This window comes from Campylobacter concisus, from assembly GCF_002913865.1.
Taxonomy (GTDB): domain Bacteria; phylum Campylobacterota; class Campylobacteria; order Campylobacterales; family Campylobacteraceae; genus Campylobacter_A; species Campylobacter_A concisus_AM.
Genome location: NZ_POYX01000129.1, coordinates 1 through 20,482, shown reverse-complemented (window position 1 = coordinate 20,482; position 20,482 = coordinate 1). Strand labels below are relative to the sequence as shown.

Here is a 20,482-nt window from a genome sequence, read left to right as displayed (position 1 = left end):
GGTTATAATCGCGTGAAATTTTAAATGGATGTTTTAGTTTTAAATTTAAAGGAAGAAAGATGCAAAGCGTTGGTATAGTCGCAAAGATAAGTGGAAAAGTTTTTGTAAAACGAAACGGAAAGTTGATCTTGCTAAAGCAAGGCGACGAGATATTTTTGGGTGATGAGATCATCACGCAAAGCAGCAACGACACTATCGTTATAAATTTTGACCACGCTGCACCTATCACGCTACTTGAACCACAAACTATCATTATCACAAAAGAGCTATCAAATGCAAAATTTGACACCCAAGGCAATGAAGCGCAGATAGAAGAGGATAAGAGGGCAAAGATCGTAGAGAGCGAAGGCTCAGATAGCAAAAACAGCGACGAAAACGCTCAAAACTCTAGCCACCACTCTCATGGCTCAAGCCGTGGTAGCGACACAGCAAGCATAAATGGGTCAAATTTTGACACGCAAGGACACATCTCAAACGTAGTTTGGTTTGACGGCTGTACGCTAGAGCTGCCAGCTATCATCTCAAGCGAGCCAGCAATGCCGGTTAGCTCTATTAGCGGAGCAGCACCAGTAGCGGCTTTGCAAAAAGAGAGCGCTCCAGCTATCCAAGCACCAAGTATCACACTTTTAAAAGACCTTGATAAAGACGGCTATATCAATATCGCAGAAGCAGGCGGCGATCCTAACCACACAAGCATGGCAGTCGCTTTTAACAATGACTTTAGGCCAGGCGACAAAGTAACGCTAGAAGTTGTAAATAACGGCGTAAAGACCACGTTTTCTTACAAAGTAGATCTTGCAGGCACAAGTGTGATAAATGAAAACAATCCAAGCGAAATTTTGCCTATCACGCCAAATGCAACAAATCCAGATCAAAAAGAATTTATCATCCCAAGCGTTGCTATAACGCCAAATGCCCCGTTTAATGTAAGCTCTAGCATCACACTAGCAAATGGCACTAGCTCAGCTCCAGCAAAGGCGGCCGCAAGCGTTGATACCGTTACGCCAGCTCTTAGCTTTACAAAGGTCGTTTTAGGCAAAGACCTAAACGGCGACGGCGTGATAGACGCTAGCGAAAATGGCTTTAATCCAGCCAACAGTACGCCAAGCGATGACGCAAAGATCGTTTTATCGCCAAATATGAAAATAGGCGACAAGATAAAGCTCACCACCACTGATCCAGACGGCACTTTGCATGAAAAGACGCTTATTAAAACATCTAGTGGCACGCTTGTAGATAAAGATAGTGGCGAGAGCTATGCGCTTACAAGTGAAAGCGGCGGAAATGTCGGCTTTAACGTGGCAAGTGCTGTTAAAATTTCATCATCGACGCCAACAAATGTAAATATCCAAATGATAAGCAAATCAGGCAACCCAGGCGCTACAGATACGATAACTATCGCAAACAATAACGATCCGATCGCCGTTTTTACCCTTGATGAGAACAAAGACGGCATTATAAATGCAGCCGAACTAGCTAAAAGTGGTGGCACAGCGTCGCTTATCGATATCTACGTGCCAAACAACGCCGCAGTTGGCGACAAGATCCGCATAAAGGTCGATGACCCAGCCAGCACACCAACAAGTGTTACAAAGACCTATACTATCGCACCTGACGGACTTACTGCCACGCTTGATGGCGGTAGCGAGACTATCTCTATCCAAAATGGCAAGATCACAGTCGCTGACCCTACAAGCTCAACTGATCCAAGCAGGAAAAAGCTAAGCACGACGATCATTGATGGCATGACTGGAGCTACAAAAGCTTCAAGTGTGAGTGAAATTTCAAGCGATACGGTTGCGCCTGTTAGGTCTCCGCACGTGCAGTTTGCAAAAGATAGCGATAAAGACGGCGTGCTAACTAGTAAAGAGAGCGGTTTTAGCCCTGATGGTGCGAAAACCTCCATAAAGATGAAAATTCCAAACGACGCAAGAGATGGCGATAAATTTGAGATAGATATCGCAGGAAGCGACGGCAAAACAGATAAGATAACCATTAAAATTTCTCAAAACGCATCCGGCGCATATAGTGCCACAAGAGATGATGGCGTAGCTATTAGTGTAAATAATGGCACTATAGAGACTACGACAAAACTTTATGGCGTTACAACAAATTTCACGACCACATTTACTGACAAAGCTGGCAATAAAGCAGACCCAGTCACAGACGAGATTACCGTAGATAACAGCATAAAGGTGCAGTTTGCAAGGGATAATGACGGCGATGGGCTCATAGATAGCATCACAACTCCTTCTGGCTCACCATCAACCCAAAGTGACCTTGATATCTACGTGCCTAGCAACGCAAAACCAGGAAGTAATGTAAGCGTTACGATCTCGACTCCTACCATACCATCTATAACCACAACGGTCAAATATACAATAAGCGACGACGGGCTAACCGCCTTGCCAAGCGACGGCTCAGCGCCACTTCCTATCGTGGATGGTAAATTTAGCATACCAAATGTCCCTATCTCGGTCGATCACTCTACGCCTGTTAGAGCCACTATCACAACACCAAACGAGGCCACTACGACTGATGGAGTACGTGGCAGGCTCTTTGACTTTGGAATTTTAGGCTATATAGATGACGTCAAGCTTGCCACGCAGATAGATGGCGGAGCAGTAAATATCGCTAAATATCTTAGAGTGGAGGACTATGAGAAGGTTATCCAGAAAAATAACTTTGATGATGAGACCAAAACTATAAAAGAGTACAACATCTCACTTACTAATGACGAACAGCCAAACATCGTATTTGGCGTGGACCGCGACCCTGGCACAAAGCTTCGTTTAGCACTTGAGGATGATCATGGTAATGCCAAAATTTTACCAAGCGGGCAAACATATATAGATCTAGTTGTCGGCGCAGATAAACGTGTAAATATGGACTTTGAAGCCCTTGGTATAAAGTTAGATGAGAGATATTCAAACATAAGAGCGACCGTTTTAAAAAGCGATGGCACAAAGGATGATGATCTAATGGTTCATATAGACCTAGACGCCACCCCTGATGCGATCGGCACTCCAACGGCAACTTCACACGTTACTAGCGTAGATATCTCAGGTAGTGTCGGCACCGATGCTAGTGGCAATAACACTCTAAATAAAAACACCATAAACAAAGTAGATCTTTACGATCTGCTAAATTCCGTCCATAAAAGCTCCACTCTTGATGATACGCACAGCTACTCTGAAAATTTTGCTCTACCAGCAAACAGCACTGGAGCAAATTTCATGATAAAAAACGCCGACGCAGCAGGAAACGTCTCTGTTAGCACGGTAACTTTTATCGGCAATAGCGGTCTTGATGCTGATATGTGGTTTTATAACTACGTCGATCCTTCATGGACGGCTAGAGTTGGTGGTGACTCTGGTGTTTATACGCAGCGAGGTGGCAAGTCTATCTATAAGGACTATATCAAAATTTACTCTCCAAGCGCCTCTACCACATATGACGTTGTGCAGTTTGCTTCTGGGACGCACTATAAGACCTTACGTGATCAAGGCAACATGCACGCAGAGGATCTAGCAAGAGTGGGTAGATACGGAAGTGATGCCTTATATGACGCATCTAATCCATACGCACCAAAGAAATTTAGAAACGGCGTAGATACGACTGCTGGCACAGGAGAAAATGTAAGCTTTACAAATGGCATACTAAAAGGCAAGCCAGGCAACTACACACTTGGTGAGTCAAATCCTGTTGGCTCTGACCTTGTCATGAAAATGGATGGTTGGATATATGTAAATGCTCCTGGAACATACTCAGTAAGAGCAGCCGACCTACACAACTATGTAGAGCTAACTATAAATGGCAATACACAAAAATTTGGAAGTGCAACAACATTCATACAACCATCCACAGAAGTATCATATGGCAAAAATGGTCAGTGGTGGAGCAGGGATTTTACATTTAATAAGGCTGGCTTTTATAAATTTGATATGGAGTATATGGATGGAACTGGCGAGATGAATTTATCTTTGTATATAATGCAAAAAAATAGTGCACCAGCTAGTGGACCATATCCATCAGATACTTTGGTGGGGTCAGAACATAGTGGTACTCGCCTCTTTAGCAACAACTACGTTGAAGCGCTCATTCAAAATGATTTTATAAAAAAGATAGGCACTACAAATTCTTACGAGATAAATACAAGCAAATATAGCGAGGCAAATTTTGGTGACCCTGTATATCTAAAGCAAGAAGGTGACGTAAAGGGCGGCAACCTAGATGATGCTTTTGTTTATAGCAAGGGCAGGGCGATAGACGGCAAAGGCGGAGTAGATACGCTTATAGTGGTTGATGATGTGGATTTTTCAAATTTAGACAATGTTAAAAAGATAAATAACTTTGAAAAAGTGCAACTTGGTAGTGCAGATCAGGCTGTTTCTATAAAATTTAGCCCAAATGGTATCTTTGACATCGTAGATAGTAGAAATACAAGAGATGCGAGCAATAGCGCAGCCAGCGAGAGCGTAAATACCGTGCTAAAGGTTATAGGCGATAGCAAAGACCTAGTGCAGCTTACACATGATTTTGTAAAAGCCACAAAAGCAGATATCACCACGCTAAATAATAAGCATAGCGTCGTTGGCGATACATACAACAAAGTAGATGTCACAAGCGATGGAGACGCGGTAAATCAGGTCTATAAAGCAACATTTAATCGCCAAGAAGTTATCAATGGCAACACAATAAACTCAAAGCACACCGTTTTTATCGAGATCCAAGACGGTGTACAGGTTGATCTGTTGTAAAGCTCATCTTGGTTCTTATAAGAGGACTAAGAATAGTCTATAAATTTAATTTTATGTAGTTTTATATATAAAATAATATGTAAAATTTTATGCAAAAAGAGCTAAATTTGCTCATTTTTTGCTCTCTGCTATCTTTTTTATAAGCTCTATATCGCCGTTTATCGCTAGGCTCATGAAGCAAACGCCACTTGCACCAGCTTTTATGGCCTCTTTGTAGTTTTTGTTATCTAGTCCGCCAAGTGCGTAAATTTCTTTATCAAGGCTTTTTAGCTCGCTTATAAAATTTACCCCTTTTGGCTCTAAACCCGCCTTGCAAGATGTGGCAAATATATGAGAAGCAACGAGCACGTCAGCGATAGAGGCTGAAATTTTAGCCTGCTCTAGGTCGTGGGCTGGGGTGTAAATTTTAGCCGTTTGTCTAAATTCTTCTAAAAAAACGCCGTGATTTTTAAAAAAATCAAGCTGTGCCGAAGTGAGCCAAAAGTCACTCTTTAGCTTGCAAGCTACGTCAAAAAATTGATTAATAATAAATTTCTTGCGGTAGTTTTCACAAATTTGAGCCACAACCCTAGCAAGATCGTAAAAATGAGCCTCGTCTAGCCCCTTTGCACGAAGCAAAATTTCATCCACACCGACCTTGCAAAGTAGCTGAATTCTCTTTAAAAAGTCATCGCCCTCATAGCTTTCAAAGTCGGCCACGCAGAGAATTTTAAACATAGACATACTCGCTCATTAGTGGTTCTAGTCCGTTTGCTTTTATCATAGCCTTGATTTCGTCTACGCTTCTGTCGTCGCTTATCTCAAACTGCTCGTCGCCCTTTTTTTCTTCGCCGTGAGCGCCGATGCTCACTTTTACGCCAGCGCTTATTTTGTTTGCGGCGATCTTTACGGCATTATCGCGAAATTTCGCCTTTTCTCTGGTTGAGATAGTTATGCTAGCTGTTGGCATGAAAATTCTATAAGCGCAGATCACTTGCAAAAGCTCGCGCTCGCCCACGTCACGTGGGTTGATGTGGTCGTTGTTGATGATAGGGCGAAGTCTTGGGCATGAAAATGCGATCTCTGCGTGCGGATATTTTTTTTGAACCAAGCTTGCATGCAGTGCGGTCGCAAAGGCGTCAAGTCTAAAGTCATCTATGCCAAGAAGTGCCGCAAAGCCGACCCCTCTCATGCCCCCAAGAAGCGCTCGCTCCTGCGCATTTAATCGGTATGGGAAGATCCTTTTGTTGCCTCCAAGGTGGATCTTCTCATATTTTGTGGGATTGTAGGTCTCTTGAAAGACGGTCACGTAGTCTGCGCCACTTTTGTGAAGTAGGGCGTAGCCGTCTGAATTTAATGGGTAAATTTCAACGCCAACGACTTTAAAAAATTTCTTTGCCAAAGCGCAGGCGTTTGCGATATAAGCCACACTTGAGTTGGTCTCGCTCTCGCCTGTTAGGATCAAAATTTCTTCTAAGCCGCTCTTTGAAATTTCTCTTAGCTCTCTTGTGATCTCCTCGTCGCTTAGCTTTGCTCTTTTTATCTTGTTGTTAGCGTTAAAACCGCAATAAACGCAGAGATTGTCGCAGTAGTTTGCTATGTAAAGTGGAGTAAAAAGCGTGATGTTTGAGCCAAAATTTGCCCTTGTCTTTGCCTGAGCTAGCTGGGCTATTTGCTCTAAAAATGGCGCTGCAGCAGGCGAGAGTAGGGCTTTTAAATTTTCTAGCGAGCAGTGCTTTGCATTAATAGCTGCTTTGACGTCAGCCTCGGTGTAAATTTCAGGTTTATAGCTCGCTCGCTCTTTTAAAATCTCATCCATAATGTCGCTGCCAACATCCTGCATGTGAGGCAGTAGCTGCATGTGGTCGGTTCTTGTAAATTTCATCAGTCTAAAAATCCAGTGAGCGGTGATGAGGCATTTGCGCTTTTGCTCTTTGCGCCAAGCCCTGCTAGATAGGCGTTGCGACCAGCGATGATGGCCTCTTTGAAGGCTCTTGCCATGAGCGGGATATTTTTAGATGAGGCGATGGCTGTGTTTGCCATGATAGCAGCTGCTCCCATCTCCATCGCTTCGCACGCTTGTGATGGCCTGCCTATGCCAGCATCAACTATGATCTGCGTATCAAGCTCGTTTATCAAAATTTCAATAATATCTTTAAAAACTAGCCCTTGGTTTGAGCCAATGGGCGCAGCTAGAGGCATTATGCAGCTAGCTCCTGCGCTTAGCATCGCTCTTGCGGCATTTAGATCAGGAAACATATATGGCATCGGCACAAAGCCGTCATTTGCCAATGCTTCGCAGGCTTTTATGGTTTCAGTGTTGTCTGGAAAGAGAAATTTAGAGTCAGTTATGATCTCTATCTTTACAAGCTCGCCGCACCCAAGCTCACGTGCGAGCTGGGCGATACGAACGGCCTCTTTGGCGTTTCTAGCGCCACTTGTGTTTGGCAAAAGTGTCACGCCTTTTGGGATAAAGTCAAGTATATTGCGCTCTTTGCTCTCGTTTATGCGCCTAAGAGCAAGGGTTAGGATCTGCGCTCCAGCCTCGTTTACGGCTGAGTCGATGAGCTCGTGTGAGTACTTGCCAGAGCCAAGGATAAAGCGGCTTTGAAACTCCTTGCCGCCAAGGATCAAACTATCACTTTGCACTTACGCCTCCAAGCCCATAAGTAGCCTAATAGCTAAATTTGCCTCATGATTTGCGCAGATCGCAACGCGTGGCGCCATGAGCCCTTGACCGATCTTTGCTTCATTTGTGAGGTCGCCACAAAGATAGACATTTTTGGCAAATTTTATGGTTTTTATGAGATTTGAGCTAAAATATCCAGCCATGCCAGAGGCGCCGATGATCTTTTTATCTTTTAAGCTTGCCCCAGCCTCGTTTAGTATCATCGCCTTGCCAGCAACGTTGTCAAAGGCTTCGCATAAAATTTCGCACTCGCCAAAGACGCTAGCAACATTTTTTTCATCCAAAAATATATCGTGAGTTTCGACCTCAACAAAGGGATTGACGTCATTTATCAGCTCTTTTAGTGCCTGTGTCTTTTTCATGCCGATGTGGCGGACGAAATACTGCTGGCGGTTTAGATTGCTTGGCTCGACCACGTCAAAGTCGGCAAGCACTAGCTTTTTTACGCCAACTCTTGCCAGGCTTAGCGCGATATTTGAGCCAAGTCCTCCAAGTCCAGCCACGCCGATCACGGCTTTACTTAGGGCTAAATTTAGCTCAGGGCTATTACGTGAAGCGATCATTGAGTGTAAAACTTCACGCTCAGGCATCACGCCACGCCTTATAAATACGACATTTGAGCCATCTTTTAGCTCGCTATCTTCTTTTATAGCAAAGCCATCAACGATAAAAATGTCCGGCTTTGTTGCGTTAAATTTCTCTAAAAATTTATAAATTTCACTCTCTTTATCGCCAAGTGCAAGCTCTTTTAGCTCGCTAAGGCTTTTTACTGGCACATTAAATTTTGCGCCATTTAGTATTATCTCTATCATTTTCTCCTCATCCACCGCCAACTAAAGTGACGATCTCATAAGCTTTGCCCTCGCTCATAAAGTGCTCACTCCAAAGCTTTTTTGGCAAAATTTCTCCGTCTCGCTCAAGGGCTATAAATTTAAGCTCATAGCCATTTTGAGCTAAAAAATCATAAACGCTAATATCGTTTTCAAGCTCGAAAATTTTGCCATTAATAGTAAATTTGATCATTAAATTTTGTAACTTTTTACAAAATTTGCGATCCTCTCGATCGCTTTTTTTATGCTCTCGATGTCTGTTGCAAAAGAAATTCTAAAGTATCCCTCCATGCCAAAGCCCACACCTGGCACCGTCGCTACGTTTGCCTCTTCAAGCATCTTTTTGCAAAATCTAAGTGAGTCACTATCTATATCTTTGCATTTTAAAAATAGATAAAACGCGCCATCAGGCTTAACTACGCTTAGCCCAGGGATGGCATTTATCATCTCAACAGCCACGTCGCGTCTTTTTTCATACTCTTTTCTCATGTTTTCGATATCTTCGTCAGTTTCGCCTAGAAGTGATGGGATAGCACCTATTTGCACGATCGAGCTGATGTTGCTTGTGCTTTGACTTTGAAGCTTTTTGATGCCAGCGATTAGCCAGTCCATCGAGCTTGCTATGTAGCCAAATCTCCAGCCAGGCATCGCTCCGCACTTGCTTAGGCCATTTATCGTGACCGTTCTTTTGAAAAGATCCTCGCTCACTGAGGCCACTGCGTGAAATTCTTTGCCGTAGATCACCTTTTCATAAATTTCATCGCTTGTGATGATGATGTCAGTCCCCTTTAAAACCTCGCCAAATGCAGCAATCTCCTCTTTTGTATATACAGCTCCAGTTGGATTTGTCGGGTGATTTAGCGAAAAGACTTTTGTTTTTGGTGTGATTGCTTTTTTTAGCTGCTCGGCTGTTATTTTAAAATTTGTACTCTCGTCTGCTTCGATAAAGACAGGCACGCCACCACAAAATTTAACGATCTCAGGGTAGCTCACCCAGTATGGAGATGGGATGATGACTTCATCACCTGGGTTGATAAGCGCTTGAAATACATTAAAAAGTGAGTGTTTTGCGCCGATGTTTGTGACTATTTGGCTTGCTTTATAGTCAAGTCCGTTATCTCTTTTTAGCTTTGCTCTAATGGCGTCTATAACCTCAGGCAAACCTGGCACCGGCGTATATTTGCCGCTTTTGCTGTCGTTATCGAGTGCGTTTTTTACAGTTTCTCTTATCTTTTTTGGAGTCATAAAGTCAGGCTCACCAGCTGAAAGCGAGATCACGTCGATGCCAGCAGCCTTCATCTCTTTGGCCTTTGTGCTGATCGCGATTGTGATTGACTCGCTTAATGTTTGCATTCTGTTTGCTAGTTGCATTTTCGTCCTTTTTAGTTGATTGTCTTTAAGTAGCTATTATCATTTAAAAATAGATAAAGTTCGCCCAAAATTTGCTTCTTTTGCGTTTCGTTTATCAGAGTTGATTTCTCTAAGCGCTCGTTTAGAGTGTCTTGGATCTCGTAGATATCGTAGTCCATGTCCTCCATGATATCAAGGATCGACTGGCTCTCTAGTAAATTTGTGACCTTGTAGCCATCACTTGTTATCTCTATCGTGGCTTCTGTTGGATGAGTGAAGAGGTTGTGCTTCATGCCGATCACCTCTTGATACGCTCCAACTAGGAAAAATCCCAAGAAATAGTCCTCCTTCTCCACATCCACATCGTGCAAAAGCAGTGGGTTTTTCTCATCATCATAGCTGATCTCGCCGTCGCTATCGCAGGTGATGTCCCAGATCGAAGCTGGCAGGGTAGGGCGCTCATCGAGCCTGTCAAGTGGCATGATAGGGAAATTTTGTTTTAGTCCCCAAAAGTCTGGCAAGCTTTGAAAGATCGAGAAATTTAGCAGGTATCTCTCTTGAACCTCTTTTTGAATTTTGGTTAGATCGCTTGAGTTGCTCTTATTACCAAGCATCACGACAGCTTTTTTGCTAATTAGCCTTAATAGCACCTCTGCGTTTGATCTATCTTGCAGATCGACATAGCCTAGATCAAAGAGTGTGAGGATGCTCTCGGTGTGGTGGATAGCGTCATGCAGGTACTCTAGGGCATTTGAAGGCTTGATTGACTTGTAAAGATCAACTAGCTCGGTTATTAAATTTGGATTGTTTTTCTTTAAATTTAACTTCTCTTCGGTGTATTCTTGAGAAAAAAGCTCAAGCACAGGAGCGACCAAAAGCGCGTGAGAAGCGGCGATGTAGCGACCTGACTCTATGAAAATATCTGGCTCGATCTCCTTTTTTTGCTCGCTTATGGTTTTAAGCATATAAACAACGTCGTTTGCGTATTCGTTTAGTGTATAGTTTCTGCTGCTCTCCTCTTTAAACTGCGAGTATTCAATCGCTAGACCGCCGCCTAAATTTATCGCTTTTAAATTTGTTGCGCCCATTTTTCTAAGCTCAGCGTAGATGTTGCCAGCCTCGATGAGTGCCTTTTTAAGAGGGTGGATCTCGCTTATTTGAGAGCCGATGTGAAAGTGTATCATCGTGAAATTTTCAAGCAAATTTGCCTTTTTTAGCATCTTTACAGCTTCTATGAGCTCGGTTGATGTTAGACCAAATTTAGAGTGTATGCCTCCACTTTTTGCCCAAAGGCCTGATCCTGTCGAGTGTAGCCTCACTCTAAGTCCGATTTTTGGTTTTGGTTTAAAGCGCTCTTTTGCGATGGCGATTATCGCTTCAAGCTCGTTTAAGCCCTCGATCGTTAGCGTGATGTTATGCCCCATTTCTGCGGCGATGAAGCCTATATTTATCATCTCTTTATCTTTAAAGCCATTTACTGTTATAGGCGCTTTGTCGTTGTTATAAGCCATAGTTAGAAGTAGCTCAGCCTTGCTACCAGCCTCAAGGCCGTAGTTATAGGGCTTGCCAAGGCGAACTAGATTTTTTACAAAGCCTGGATATTGATTTACTTTAAGTGGGAAAACGGCGTTAAAGCTGCCTTTGTAGGCAAATTCTTTCTTTGCCTTTGCAAAGCTTGCGTGGATCTGCTCGATCTGCTTTTGGATAAGGTGTGGAAAGCGAAGCAGTAGTGGCCCTCTATATCCGTCGTCCCTGATATCACGCACGATGTCGATGATCGCTGGCTTGCTAGCTTCGTTTATGCAGACTTTGCCGTCTTCTATCACAAAATTTGAATTGCCCCAAATGCTAAGTCCAAAATCATTCATCCCAGCTCCTTTTCAAGCTCATCTAAATTTATCGTTTTTTCACCTTTGGTCTCTAAATTTTTATACCAAATTTTATTCTCTTTCATCTCGTTTTCGCCCACACAAAGGAAAATTTTTGCATTTTTATTGTCGGCATTTTGCAGATGCTTTTGAAGTTTTTTGGCTTCGTATGAAATTTCGACTTGATATTTTTTGCGAAGTTTCGAGCCAAGCGCATAGACAAAGTCTAAATTTGGCGCATCAAGCGCGCAAAGATAAATTCCAGCTCGCTCATCCTGGGCCTCACCTAAAATTTCCATTATCCTCTCAACGCCCATCGCAAAACCAACGCCGTAACTTGCTCTACCGCCAAGATACTCAACAAGCCTGTCGTATCTGCCACCCCCTGCGACCGCGCTTTGTGAGCCGATCTCGTTGCTTATGAACTCAAACGCCGTCTTGCAGTAGTAGTCTAAGCCGCGAACGAGTTTGGTATCTATCTCAAATTTAACGCCATTTGCCGTTAAAATTTCTTGCAGCTTTGCAAAATCAGCCTGCGCCTCGCAGCTTAAACTATCAGTGATGACTGGAGCATTTTTATAAATTTCTTGGCAGCTCTCGACCTTGCAGTCAAGCACGCGGATAGGGTTTAAAAGCTTGCGCCTTTTGCAGTCTTCGCAAATTTTTTCATCGTTTTCATCTAGAAATTTGACAAGCTTTTCTTTGTAAGACTTCATCGAGCTCTCATCGCCAAGCGAGTTTATTTTTAGGGTTGTTTTGATATTTAGTCTGTTAAAAATTTCGCTTACCATCAAGATAATGCTCGCATCTTCATAGACGCTGCCCTCGCCAAAGCACTCACAGCCAAACTGGTGAAATTCTCTCAAACGACCTTTTTGTGGGCGCTCGTAGCGAAACATCGAGCCGTGATAAAAGCAGCGTTTTGTCACATTTGCCCTGTCAAGCTTCGCCTCGATAAAAGCTCTAACCACGCCAGCTGTGCCCTCAGGACGCAAGCAAACGTCGTTGCCGCCTTTGTCTTCAAACTGATACATCTCTTTACCCACGATGTCACTACTCTCGCCGACACTTCTTTTAAAAAGCGCCGTCTCCTCGAGGTGTGGGGTCAAAATTTGCTCATATCCGTAGTTTTTTGCGACTTCCTCGCAGGTTTTTATTATCTGTGCGTAAAGTTTTGCGCGAGCTGGAAGCATATCTTTCATGCCACGAAGTGCCGTTATCATCGCATTATCCTTTTTTTATTTTTTGTGATTTTACTTAAAATTTATAAAATTTTCTATCTCTTTTGAAATTAGCTCTACACTTTTAGACGCGTCTATAAAAAGCGTTTCAAAGCCATTTTTGATTAGAATTTGCTTCATCAGGCTTTGCACTTTTAAAAGATATTCTAGCCCTCGAGCCTCGATCTTATCGCTTGTGCCTCTATTTTTTAGGCGCGAGCTTATTAGCTCACGGCTTGCTTCAAAAAAGATGATCCTATCTGCAAATTTATCATTTAGTGCAAATTTATTAAGCTCTAAAAGCACGTTTTCATCTAAGTTTTCATCATTTGCCAAAGCGTAGGCGATGCCAGAGATAAAGCCCCTGTCGCTTAAAATGAGCCTACTTAAATTTGGTTGGATCAGCTTTTCAAAATGCTCAGCCCTGTCAGCTAAAAAGAGTAAAATTTCAGCCCTTTTACCTATTTTTATATTTGAGCTTAGTAAAATTTCACGTAAATTTTCACCAAGCTGCGTGCCGCCTGGCTCTTTTGTGACGACGACATCACTAAATTTAGAAGCTAAAATTTCTATCTGCGTGCTCTTGCCAACGCCGTCAATGCCTTCAAACAAAACATACATTTTACGCCTTTAAATTTTTTAGAATTTTTGCTGGCACTAGGTTGCTCACGTCGCCGTCGTGGCGCAAGACTGAGCGGACGATCGAGCTTGAGATAAAGGCGTTATTTAAGCTTGGCATAAGATAAACCGTCTCAAATTCGTCCCAAAGTGCAGCGTTTGCGTAGCCTATTTGTAGCTCATACTCAAAGTCGCTAACCGCGCGAAGGCCTCTGATTACGGTGTTTATGCCGTGCGACTTAGCAAAATCAACAAGCAAGTTATCAAAGCCAAGCACGCTTACATTTTTTAGCTCACAAACTGCCTCTTTTGCCATTTCGATGCGCTTTTCATGTGCGAACATCGGCTGTTTGCTATCACTTTTTGCAACTGCGACGATTACTTTGTCAAAAATTTTTGTAGCCCTTATGATAACGTCTAAATGGCCGTTTGTTATGGGGTCAAAGGTCCCTGGATAGATGCAAGATTTTTTCAAATTTGCCACCTTTTGTAAAAATTATTTTGAATTTTTAAAGCATCAAGCCACTTGCCGATGATGAAATTTTCCATATCATGAAGGCTCTTTATGCCTGCGTAGTAGCCTAAAACTGGGGGTGCGATGATGGTTCCAAGAGATGAGAGCAGCTGCATCTGAGAAAGTGCGATCGCAGAAAATGGCATCTCTCTAACGCCCAAAACTAGGGTTTGCCTCTCTTTTAGCGCGACACTTGCAGCTCTTGTGATGAGTGTGTCGCTTATGCCATTTGCAACCTTTGCTAGAGTGTTGGTAGAGCAGGGCGCTATGATCATAGCATCCGTGCCAAACGAGCCAGAAGCTGGGCCTGCGCTAAGATCCAAATCATCATAAATTTTTACACCAAGATCATCTAAATTTAGCCTTAAATTTTCTTCAGCCTCCAAGACTTTCATAGCGTTTTTGCTAACTATGACGTGCGCTTCGCAGCTATCTTTTGCGGCATTTATTAGCTTTAGAAAAAGCCCAGCTCCACTTGCTCCGGTGGCTGCAAAAACTACTTTTTTCATCTTATAACTGCCTCGTCTTTACCTGAAACTGTGGCCTGTAAAATTTTATTTTCTCTTGTTCTTATCTTTATCATATCGCCTAAATTTCCATCTTCAAGCGCCTTTACTTCAGCGATTATCTTGACGCCACCCTCGCTTAAGACTGCATTTAGCATTTGACCTTTTTTTACTAAGCTTATGGCGTTAAACTGGCGTTTGGTTAAAATTTCTCCGCTTCTTATCTGCACTTTTGTAACAAGCGTTGAGGCGCTAAGCCCAAAAAGCGCGTCACGTGGCCATTTGCTAAACTCGATCATCGTTGGTTGGTAGTCAAGCAAGCTCAAAATGTGGTTTGTATTCATTGAATTTATAGCGATAAAAACTGGCATTTTGGCGTTAAAGCTAAATTTAAAGTAAAGGCTTTTTAAGCTTAGATCAATATCCTCAAATGAGGCTCTAAAAACGCCTTTTTGGCTATTTTGGTCGTTTAAGAAGATATTTTTAAAGACTAGATCTTTAAAATTTGCAGGGAGTTTGTTTTGCGGGCTGATGCTAAGATCGCTCACGCTGATGCCTGGATACTCGTTGCTGATCTCTCTTAGAAATTGCATCTGAATTTCATCCATGATAGAGCAGTTTTTCACAAAAGCCACGTTACCGCCGCTTTTGTCATTATATGTTTTAAAATTTGCTGTTAGAATTTCATAGAGTTTTTTACTATCTATCTTGGCTGCTCTTTTGCCCTCTAAGTTTAAAATTTCATTATCTTCGCCCTCAAAGCCAAAAGTACTAAGTGAAATTTGATCATTTACAACACAATACATCGGATAGATGCTGACTTCATTTGCAAAAAGTTTTGTGGAAAATAAAAAAATGAGTATAAAAAAGATGGAGCGGGAAACGAGATTCGAACTCGCGACCCCAACCTTGGCAAGGTTGTGCTCTACCCCTGAGCTATTCCCGCAATCAAAATGAAGTCCGCATTCTATCAAATTGTTTTTCATTTGTCAAGGATTATGGAAGTTTTATGAGTGAAATTTCACTATTTTGTAAAATTTCACCTTGATCAGGGCTAGTTATCAACACAAAATCGCTCTTTAATATATGATTTATCATGCCTGAGCCATATTTTCCGCCGTCAGTTGCTATAAATTTGCCATCAGTTACATTGCCAAAAACAGCATTTGCTCTGCCCGATTTTACCTTTAAATTTTCACTATTGATAGCTTTTTGTGTCACAAAACATTCGCTTTTTAGAAGTGGCAGAACAAGCATCATCGTGCAAAGATAAGCAGCCATAGGGTTTCCAGGTAGCACAAAGACAAGCCTGCCATCTTTTTCGTAAGCCTTACAAGGTCTGCCAGGTCTTATGTCAAGGTGCGAGTAAATTTCATTGTATCCAAGCTCGCTTAGGGCTATCTTCATAAAGTCAGCCTCACCAGCGCTCGCTCCACCAGAGCAGATAACGATGTCGTAGTTTGCAGCGTTTAAAAATGCCTGTTTTACAGCGCTTAGCTCATCTTTTATGATACCAAGATATGAGCTTTTTTGACCGATTGAGCTAAGAAGTGCAGCTATGCCAAGTGCGTTTGCGTTGTAAATTTCATCCTCGCTCGCCCTTTGCCAAGGCTCGATGATCTCGTTTCCGCTTGAGTAAATTCCAACACTAGGCTGCTTTTTAACTTCTATAAAGCTTATGCCCTGAGCTGCTAGCATCATCACGCTTCTTGTGTTTAAAATTTCGCCACTTTTGAGTAAAATTTCACCAACCTTTGTCTCTTCGCCTTTAAAGCGGTAAGCCTCGCCTTTTTTAAGCTTAGCTGGCGCTTTCACAAACTCGCCCTCAACGACGCAATCTTCAAATCTCATGACCGTGTCAGAGCCTTTTGGCATCTTTGCGCCAGTCATTATCTTCACGCACTCGTTTTTGCCGATACTTAGCTGCTCTTTATCGCCTGCAAAGGCACTTGCTATGATCTTATAGGGCTCATCTTTTTCATCAAATTTAACTGCAAAGCCATCAAGTGCTGAGTTGTCAAAGCAGGGCAGGTCTTTGACCGCTATCACGTCATTTGCTAAGGTTTTGCCAAGCGCCTCGCTAAGAGGTAAAATTTCACTCTCATTTTTTGGTTTAAATTTAGCTCTTAAAGCCTCAAGTGCGTCATTTACTAGCATTTTTACTCCTCAAGCCTAACTATTTTTGCCCCAAGGCTTTTAAATTTCTCCTCAAGCCTCTCGTAGCCTCTATCAAGGTGGTAAATTCTATGCACCAAGCTCTCGCCATTTGCGATAAGAGCGGCTAGTATCAGCGCTGAGCTTGCTCTAAGGTCAGTCGCCATGACATCAGCTGCATTTAAATTTGCAGGGGCATAAACGCTTGCGATGTGACCGTTTAGGCGGATGTCAGCGCCCATTCTAGCTAGCTCACTAACGTGCATAAATCGGTTTTCAAAAAGCCTCTCATCTATCGTGCTAACGCCATTTGCTGCAAGACAAAGCGCCATAAACTGAGCCTGCATATCGGTTGGAAAGCCAGGGTACTCAGTCGTTCTTATCTCGACTGGCTTTATCTCATTTGTCGGCAAAATCGTGATCTTATCGCCATCCACTTCAATACCAAAGCCCATCTCTTCAAATTTATTCAAAATGGCCGTCATGTGCGCAGCATTTGCCCTTGTGACTGAAATTTTGCTATTTGTGATAGCTCCAGCGCAAAGGTATGTGCCAGCTTCGATCCTATCAGGGATGACCTCGATATCACAAATTTCAAGTAGCTTTTGACCGCTACCAGTGATCTTTAGCTCGCTCGTGCCGATGCCTTCGATCTTTACGCCACTTTTTGCCAAAATTTCACAAATTTGCACCACTTCAGGCTCAAGTGCGACGTTAAAAAGCTCTGTCGTGCCGTGCGCTAGAGCCGCTGCCATAATGATGTTTTCGCTGCCAGTTACGGTGATCTTATCAAAAACGATCTTTGCGCCTTTTAGGCCATTTGGCGCAGTTGCGACGACGTAACCTTGCTTTATCTCGATATTTGCGCCCATTTTCTCAAGTGCGCTTAGGTGCAGATCAATAGGTCTTTGTCCGATCGCGCAGCCACCAGGCAGGCTCACCTCGCAGTGTCCAAAGCGCGCTAGAAGCGGACCAAGTGTCAATATAGAAGCGCGCATCTTTCTAACGATGTCGTAGTTTGCCGTGGTTGAATTTACGCTGCTTGTATCGATACTTAGTGAGTTTTCATCTTTAAATTCACACTTTGCGCCAAGATTAACTAGCAACTGGCAAAGCGTCTTTATATCAGCGACATTTGGGATATTTGTTAAATTTATCTTATTTTTAGCAAGTAGGGTTAGGGCGATGATAGGTAGGGCGGCATTTTTAGCTCCGCTGATCTTTACTTCGCCGCTTAATTTGGCATTGCCTTCTATTTTTAGATAGTGCATCATTATTTTTTGCCTTAAGAAAATATATTTTTTGCCGATTATATTGTTTTTAAACTTAGAGTAAAGAAAACAGGGCGCTATTTTCGCTTTATTTACATTTAAGAGTTAAAATTACGAAAATTAATTATTTTGGATAAAAATATGTTAAGTTTAATAAATAAAAGAATATTTTTTGCACTCTGTATCGCACTTTTTACAGGTTGTTCTTTCACCTCAAATGAGCCTAAAATCCCACAAAATGACTACAATCAAACCGCCTCTACAAACGAAGACTTTAGCAGACAAACTTCAAGTGAGCTTTTAAACGAAGATGACGGCAGAGCAGATAAAGAATTTGGTTCATTTTTTAAAAAATACTTAAACACTAGAGCAGGGGGCGACTGCTCAGGCTTTGTATCTATCGTAAATGCAAAATATAAAAATATGTATTTTGATGAAAAAACAATCAATAACTATTACAGCAAGGGTGGCAGGAAATCAAAAGCCATCTACAACTTCTATGAAAGCCAAAATTTAATTACTCATAAAAATCCAAAAAAAGGCGATCTTATCTTCTTTTCAAACACCCTTGGCAAAGGCATACAAAAAAATAAAGACAAGAAAAATATCACTCACGTCGGCATCGTAACAGCTATACTCCCAGACGAGACGGTGAAATTTATCCACAACTCTGGCGGCAGGATCATCCACAGTTATATGAATTTAAAACAAAAAAACACGCATCTAAAGGGCGACAAAGAGATAAATAGCTACGTTGTAAGATGCTCAAACGCTAGCTGCCTTGCGGCAAATAGATTTGCTGGATATGGCAAAGCTAAGTAGCCCAGCTACATTTGCACTTATCCTTTTAAATTTAGCTGCATTTTTTGGTGTCACCTTTCTGCACTCGCGTGAGTTATGGCTCGCGCTTGGCTTAAATATCTATTTTTTAGAAAAACTCTACCTTTTTCAGCCTCTTACATCTATCTTCATGCACGCAGGCGCAGGTCACTTGCTCATGAATATGCTCTTTTTATATCAAGTTGGCACGATGAGCGAGCTATATCTTGGTACGAAAAAATTTATCATTTTTTATATCGTTGGTGGCGTTTTGACGCAAATTTTAAGCTTTATTTATATATATTTTGCATTTGAAAATGAGAAATTTATAAATTTAGTCGGTGCAAGCGGCGCTTTGTGTATGCTCTTTGGTATGTTGGCGACCTCGTTACTTTACTCAGACAAAAAGGCGTGGTTTGGCTACTTTGCCATCGTTGTTGCCATGAGCTTTTTACCGCTACTTATGGGCATAAATGTCGCATGGTACGCGCACTTTATAGGCTGGGCTGTCGGCTGTTTGTATGCTAAATTTTACTTAAAGAGAGCAGATGAGATTTTTTGATGAGATCTGGGACATTTTAAACGAAGGCGATGTGGGGCTTAAATTTTTAAAATTTGAGCTATTTTATGAGAAATTTAGATCAAATTTGGATATTTGTTTTGATGAAATTTCTGCGCCAAATGAGCTAAATACCCCATGCTATGCTAAATTTTGTGACGTCGTTAGTATGAAAGAGCTAAACAAAAAGGTAAAGCCAAAAGATAAAAACCTAAATTTCATCCACTCAGTCGCTCACATCGAGTTTAGTGCCATTGACATCGCGCTTGATGCTTGTTATAGATTTAGAGGGCTGCCAAGGGAGTTTTACGAGGACTGGCTGGAGGTGGCTGAGGATGAGATCAGGCACTTTTGCATGATAGAAAATTTACTCACAAAACAAGGCGGCAGATACGGCGAGCTAAGCGTGCATGACGGCCTTTTTATCGCACTTCAAAAGACTTCAGATAGGCTTACTAGCCGCATGGCACTGCTACCAAGATATATGGAGGCAAACGGCCTTGACGCAAACGCTCACATCATTAAAAGGCTAGAAATCGAGGGCGGTAACGAGGAGCTTATTGAGTGCCTAAAAGTCATCTTAAAAGAGGAAGTTTCTCACGTTTATAAGGGCGATAAATGGTTTAAATTTGCCTGCAAAAAAGAGGGTGTCGATGAGAAAAGCTACTTTGACATCATATTAAATTTATATCCAAATTCATTTAAAAGCATTAGAGAGATCAACGAAAAAGACCGTTTAAAGGCAGGTTTTAGCGAGGAAGAGCTTAGTTGGATAAAGAATTTCTCAAAGGAGAGATCATGAGCAAAATTTACTTCATAAGGCACGCAAAAGCAGTTGATGAGAACAAAGACGGCGCAAAAGACGCTTCAAGAGAGCTTAACCCAAAAGGAAAAGAGGATGCTAAATTTATGGCTAGCAGGCTAAAAATGTATGATGTGATGCCAGGAGCTATCTTTTCAAGTAGCGCTAAAAGAAGCGAGCAAACAGCAAAAATCATCGCCAAAACTTTAAAATTTAAAGAAAAATCCATAGAGATAAAAAATGAGCTTTACGACATAAGTTTTGAGGATCTTTTAGAGTTTGTAAGAAATTTGGATAAAAATTTAGATGAAATTTTCATCATCACGCACAATCCTAGCATAACTGAAATTTGCGAATATCTAAGCGACTCATCGATCGATAATATCCCAACTTCAGGCATTTTTTGTATAGAGTTTGAGTGTAAATTTAAAGAGCTAAAAGAGGGCAGTGCAAAAGCTCTGTTTTTTGACCACCCAAAGAAACATCAAAGATAAGTTTTAGAAAAAACGCAAATTCATTTATTGTGATTTGATAGGCATAAAG

19 protein-coding genes and 1 tRNA gene are annotated in these 20,482 nt (G+C 42.0%); 5 read left to right on the top strand and 15 right to left on the bottom strand.

What is annotated here, in order from left to right:
* The first annotated feature begins 59 nt into the window (after positions 1-59).
* The gene (locus tag CYP77_RS08375) at positions 60-4,760 is read left to right on the top strand and encodes a hypothetical protein (RefSeq protein WP_103567550.1); all 4,701 of its coding nucleotides are present in this window, start codon (positions 60-62) and stop codon (positions 4,758-4,760) included.
* A gap of 111 nt (positions 4,761-4,871) precedes the next feature.
* Here the strand turns inward: CYP77_RS08375 and CYP77_RS08370 are convergent, their stop codons facing one another.
* The 15 genes from CYP77_RS08370 to murA form a co-directional block, all read right to left on the bottom strand.
* A complete protein-coding gene (locus CYP77_RS08370) occupies positions 4,872-5,477 on the bottom strand; it encodes a thiamine phosphate synthase (RefSeq protein WP_103567551.1) in 606 nt (201 codons plus the stop codon).
* Positions 5,470-6,624 carry a 2-iminoacetate synthase ThiH gene (thiH, locus tag CYP77_RS08365; protein WP_103567549.1) on the bottom strand — a complete coding sequence of 385 codons (1,155 nt, stop codon included), beginning with the start codon at positions 6,622-6,624 and terminating at the stop codon, positions 5,470-5,472. Before thiH ends, CYP77_RS08370 begins: the two co-directional genes overlap by 8 nt.
* Positions 6,624-7,388, bottom strand: coding sequence for a thiazole synthase (locus CYP77_RS08360; RefSeq protein WP_103567548.1), 765 nt, complete (start codon positions 7,386-7,388; stop codon positions 6,624-6,626). The genes thiH and CYP77_RS08360 overlap by 1 nt, the downstream gene beginning before the upstream one ends.
* On the bottom strand, positions 7,389-8,240 hold the full coding sequence (thiF, locus tag CYP77_RS08355; protein WP_103567547.1) for a sulfur carrier protein ThiS adenylyltransferase ThiF: 852 nt from the start codon (positions 8,238-8,240) through the stop codon (positions 7,389-7,391). It lies immediately after the preceding gene.
* Positions 8,241-8,247: 7 nt separating this feature from the next.
* Complete coding sequence (gene thiS / locus CYP77_RS08350; RefSeq protein WP_103567546.1) at positions 8,248-8,451, bottom strand: sulfur carrier protein ThiS; 204 nt, start codon at positions 8,449-8,451, stop codon at positions 8,248-8,250.
* Positions 8,451-9,629, bottom strand: coding sequence for a pyridoxal phosphate-dependent aminotransferase (locus CYP77_RS08345; RefSeq protein WP_103567545.1), 1,179 nt, complete (start codon positions 9,627-9,629; stop codon positions 8,451-8,453). The genes thiS and CYP77_RS08345 overlap by 1 nt, the downstream gene beginning before the upstream one ends.
* 11 nt (positions 9,630-9,640) lie before the next feature.
* The gene (gene speA, locus CYP77_RS08340) at positions 9,641-11,476 is read right to left on the bottom strand and encodes a biosynthetic arginine decarboxylase (RefSeq protein ID WP_103567544.1); all 1,836 of its coding nucleotides are present in this window, start codon (positions 11,474-11,476) and stop codon (positions 9,641-9,643) included.
* Positions 11,473-12,699, bottom strand: coding sequence for a histidine--tRNA ligase (hisS, locus tag CYP77_RS08335; RefSeq protein WP_103567543.1), 1,227 nt, complete (start codon positions 12,697-12,699; stop codon positions 11,473-11,475). Before hisS ends, speA begins: the two co-directional genes overlap by 4 nt.
* A gap of 30 nt (positions 12,700-12,729) precedes the next feature.
* Positions 12,730-13,317 (bottom strand): dTMP kinase, encoded by a 588-nt coding sequence (gene tmk, locus CYP77_RS08330; RefSeq protein WP_103567542.1) that lies wholly within the window; start codon positions 13,315-13,317, stop codon positions 12,730-12,732.
* A gap of 1 nt (position 13,318) precedes the next feature.
* Complete coding sequence (gene coaD, locus CYP77_RS08325; RefSeq protein WP_012001782.1) at positions 13,319-13,789, bottom strand: pantetheine-phosphate adenylyltransferase; 471 nt, start codon at positions 13,787-13,789, stop codon at positions 13,319-13,321.
* The gene (locus CYP77_RS08320) at positions 13,786-14,337 is read right to left on the bottom strand and encodes a UbiX family flavin prenyltransferase (RefSeq protein WP_103567541.1); all 552 of its coding nucleotides are present in this window, start codon (positions 14,335-14,337) and stop codon (positions 13,786-13,788) included. Before CYP77_RS08320 ends, coaD begins: the two co-directional genes overlap by 4 nt.
* A complete protein-coding gene (gene flgA, locus CYP77_RS08315) occupies positions 14,334-15,140 on the bottom strand; it encodes a flagellar basal body P-ring formation chaperone FlgA (protein ID WP_103567540.1) in 807 nt (268 codons plus the stop codon). Before flgA ends, CYP77_RS08320 begins: the two co-directional genes overlap by 4 nt.
* 65 nt (positions 15,141-15,205) lie before the next feature.
* Positions 15,206-15,280: transfer RNA gene (locus CYP77_RS08310), tRNA-Gly, on the bottom strand.
* Between the two features lie 50 nt (positions 15,281-15,330).
* Positions 15,331-16,491: a molybdopterin molybdotransferase MoeA gene (locus CYP77_RS08305; protein WP_103567539.1), complete on the bottom strand. Its 1,161-nt coding sequence runs from the start codon at positions 16,489-16,491 to the stop codon at positions 15,331-15,333.
* Between the two features lie 2 nt (positions 16,492-16,493).
* Positions 16,494-17,762: a UDP-N-acetylglucosamine 1-carboxyvinyltransferase gene (murA, locus tag CYP77_RS08300; RefSeq protein ID WP_103567538.1), complete on the bottom strand. Its 1,269-nt coding sequence runs from the start codon at positions 17,760-17,762 to the stop codon at positions 16,494-16,496.
* 138 nt (positions 17,763-17,900) lie between these two features.
* Here murA and CYP77_RS08295 point away from each other — a divergent pair, with 138 nt between their 5' ends.
* The 4 genes from CYP77_RS08295 to CYP77_RS08280 are packed head-to-tail and all read left to right on the top strand — an operon-like array spanning position 17,901 to position 20,433.
* Complete coding sequence (locus CYP77_RS08295; RefSeq protein WP_103567537.1) at positions 17,901-18,581, top strand: NlpC/P60 family protein; 681 nt, start codon at positions 17,901-17,903, stop codon at positions 18,579-18,581.
* The gene (locus CYP77_RS08290) at positions 18,565-19,140 is read left to right on the top strand and encodes a rhomboid family intramembrane serine protease (RefSeq protein ID WP_103567536.1); all 576 of its coding nucleotides are present in this window, start codon (positions 18,565-18,567) and stop codon (positions 19,138-19,140) included. The genes CYP77_RS08295 and CYP77_RS08290 overlap by 17 nt, the downstream gene beginning before the upstream one ends.
* The gene (locus CYP77_RS08285; protein WP_103567535.1) at positions 19,127-19,939 is read left to right on the top strand and encodes a ferritin-like domain-containing protein; all 813 of its coding nucleotides are present in this window, start codon (positions 19,127-19,129) and stop codon (positions 19,937-19,939) included. The genes CYP77_RS08290 and CYP77_RS08285 overlap by 14 nt, the downstream gene beginning before the upstream one ends.
* Positions 19,936-20,433, top strand: coding sequence for a SixA phosphatase family protein (locus tag CYP77_RS08280; RefSeq protein WP_103567534.1), 498 nt, complete (start codon positions 19,936-19,938; stop codon positions 20,431-20,433). Before CYP77_RS08285 ends, CYP77_RS08280 begins: the two co-directional genes overlap by 4 nt.
* Positions 20,434-20,482 lie beyond the last annotated feature (49 nt).

Bases quoted from the DNA above. Each gene is read 5' to 3' on its own strand.
- CYP77_RS08375 (WP_103567550.1), top strand. From the start codon at position 60: ATGCAAAGCGTTGGTATAGTCGCAAAGATAAGTGGAAAAGTTTTTGTA.
- CYP77_RS08370 (WP_103567551.1), bottom strand. From the start codon at position 5,477: ATGTTTAAAATTCTCTGCGTGGCCGACTTTGAAAGCTATGAGGGCGAT.
- thiH (WP_103567549.1), bottom strand. From the start codon at position 6,624: ATGAAATTTACAAGAACCGACCACATGCAGCTACTGCCTCACATGCAG.
- thiF (WP_103567547.1), bottom strand. From the start codon at position 8,240: ATGATAGAGATAATACTAAATGGCGCAAAATTTAATGTGCCAGTAAAA.
- thiS (WP_103567546.1), bottom strand. From the start codon at position 8,451: ATGATCAAATTTACTATTAATGGCAAAATTTTCGAGCTTGAAAACGAT.
- CYP77_RS08345 (WP_103567545.1), bottom strand. From the start codon at position 9,629: ATGCAACTAGCAAACAGAATGCAAACATTAAGCGAGTCAATCACAATC.
- speA (WP_103567544.1), bottom strand. From the start codon at position 11,476: ATGAATGATTTTGGACTTAGCATTTGGGGCAATTCAAATTTTGTGATA.
- hisS (WP_103567543.1), bottom strand. From the start codon at position 12,699: ATGATAACGGCACTTCGTGGCATGAAAGATATGCTTCCAGCTCGCGCA.
- tmk (WP_103567542.1), bottom strand. From the start codon at position 13,317: ATGTATGTTTTGTTTGAAGGCATTGACGGCGTTGGCAAGAGCACGCAG.
- CYP77_RS08320 (WP_103567541.1), bottom strand. From the start codon at position 14,337: ATGAAAAAAGTAGTTTTTGCAGCCACCGGAGCAAGTGGAGCTGGGCTT.
- flgA (WP_103567540.1), bottom strand. From the start codon at position 15,140: ATGTATTGTGTTGTAAATGATCAAATTTCACTTAGTACTTTTGGCTTT.
- CYP77_RS08305 (WP_103567539.1), bottom strand. From the start codon at position 16,491: ATGCTAGTAAATGACGCACTTGAGGCTTTAAGAGCTAAATTTAAACCA.
- murA (WP_103567538.1), bottom strand. From the start codon at position 17,762: ATGATGCACTATCTAAAAATAGAAGGCAATGCCAAATTAAGCGGCGAA.
- CYP77_RS08295 (WP_103567537.1), top strand. From the start codon at position 17,901: ATGTTAAGTTTAATAAATAAAAGAATATTTTTTGCACTCTGTATCGCA.
- CYP77_RS08290 (WP_103567536.1), top strand. From the start codon at position 18,565: ATGGCAAAGCTAAGTAGCCCAGCTACATTTGCACTTATCCTTTTAAAT.
- CYP77_RS08285 (WP_103567535.1), top strand. From the start codon at position 19,127: ATGAGATTTTTTGATGAGATCTGGGACATTTTAAACGAAGGCGATGTG.
- CYP77_RS08280 (WP_103567534.1), top strand. From the start codon at position 19,936: ATGAGCAAAATTTACTTCATAAGGCACGCAAAAGCAGTTGATGAGAAC.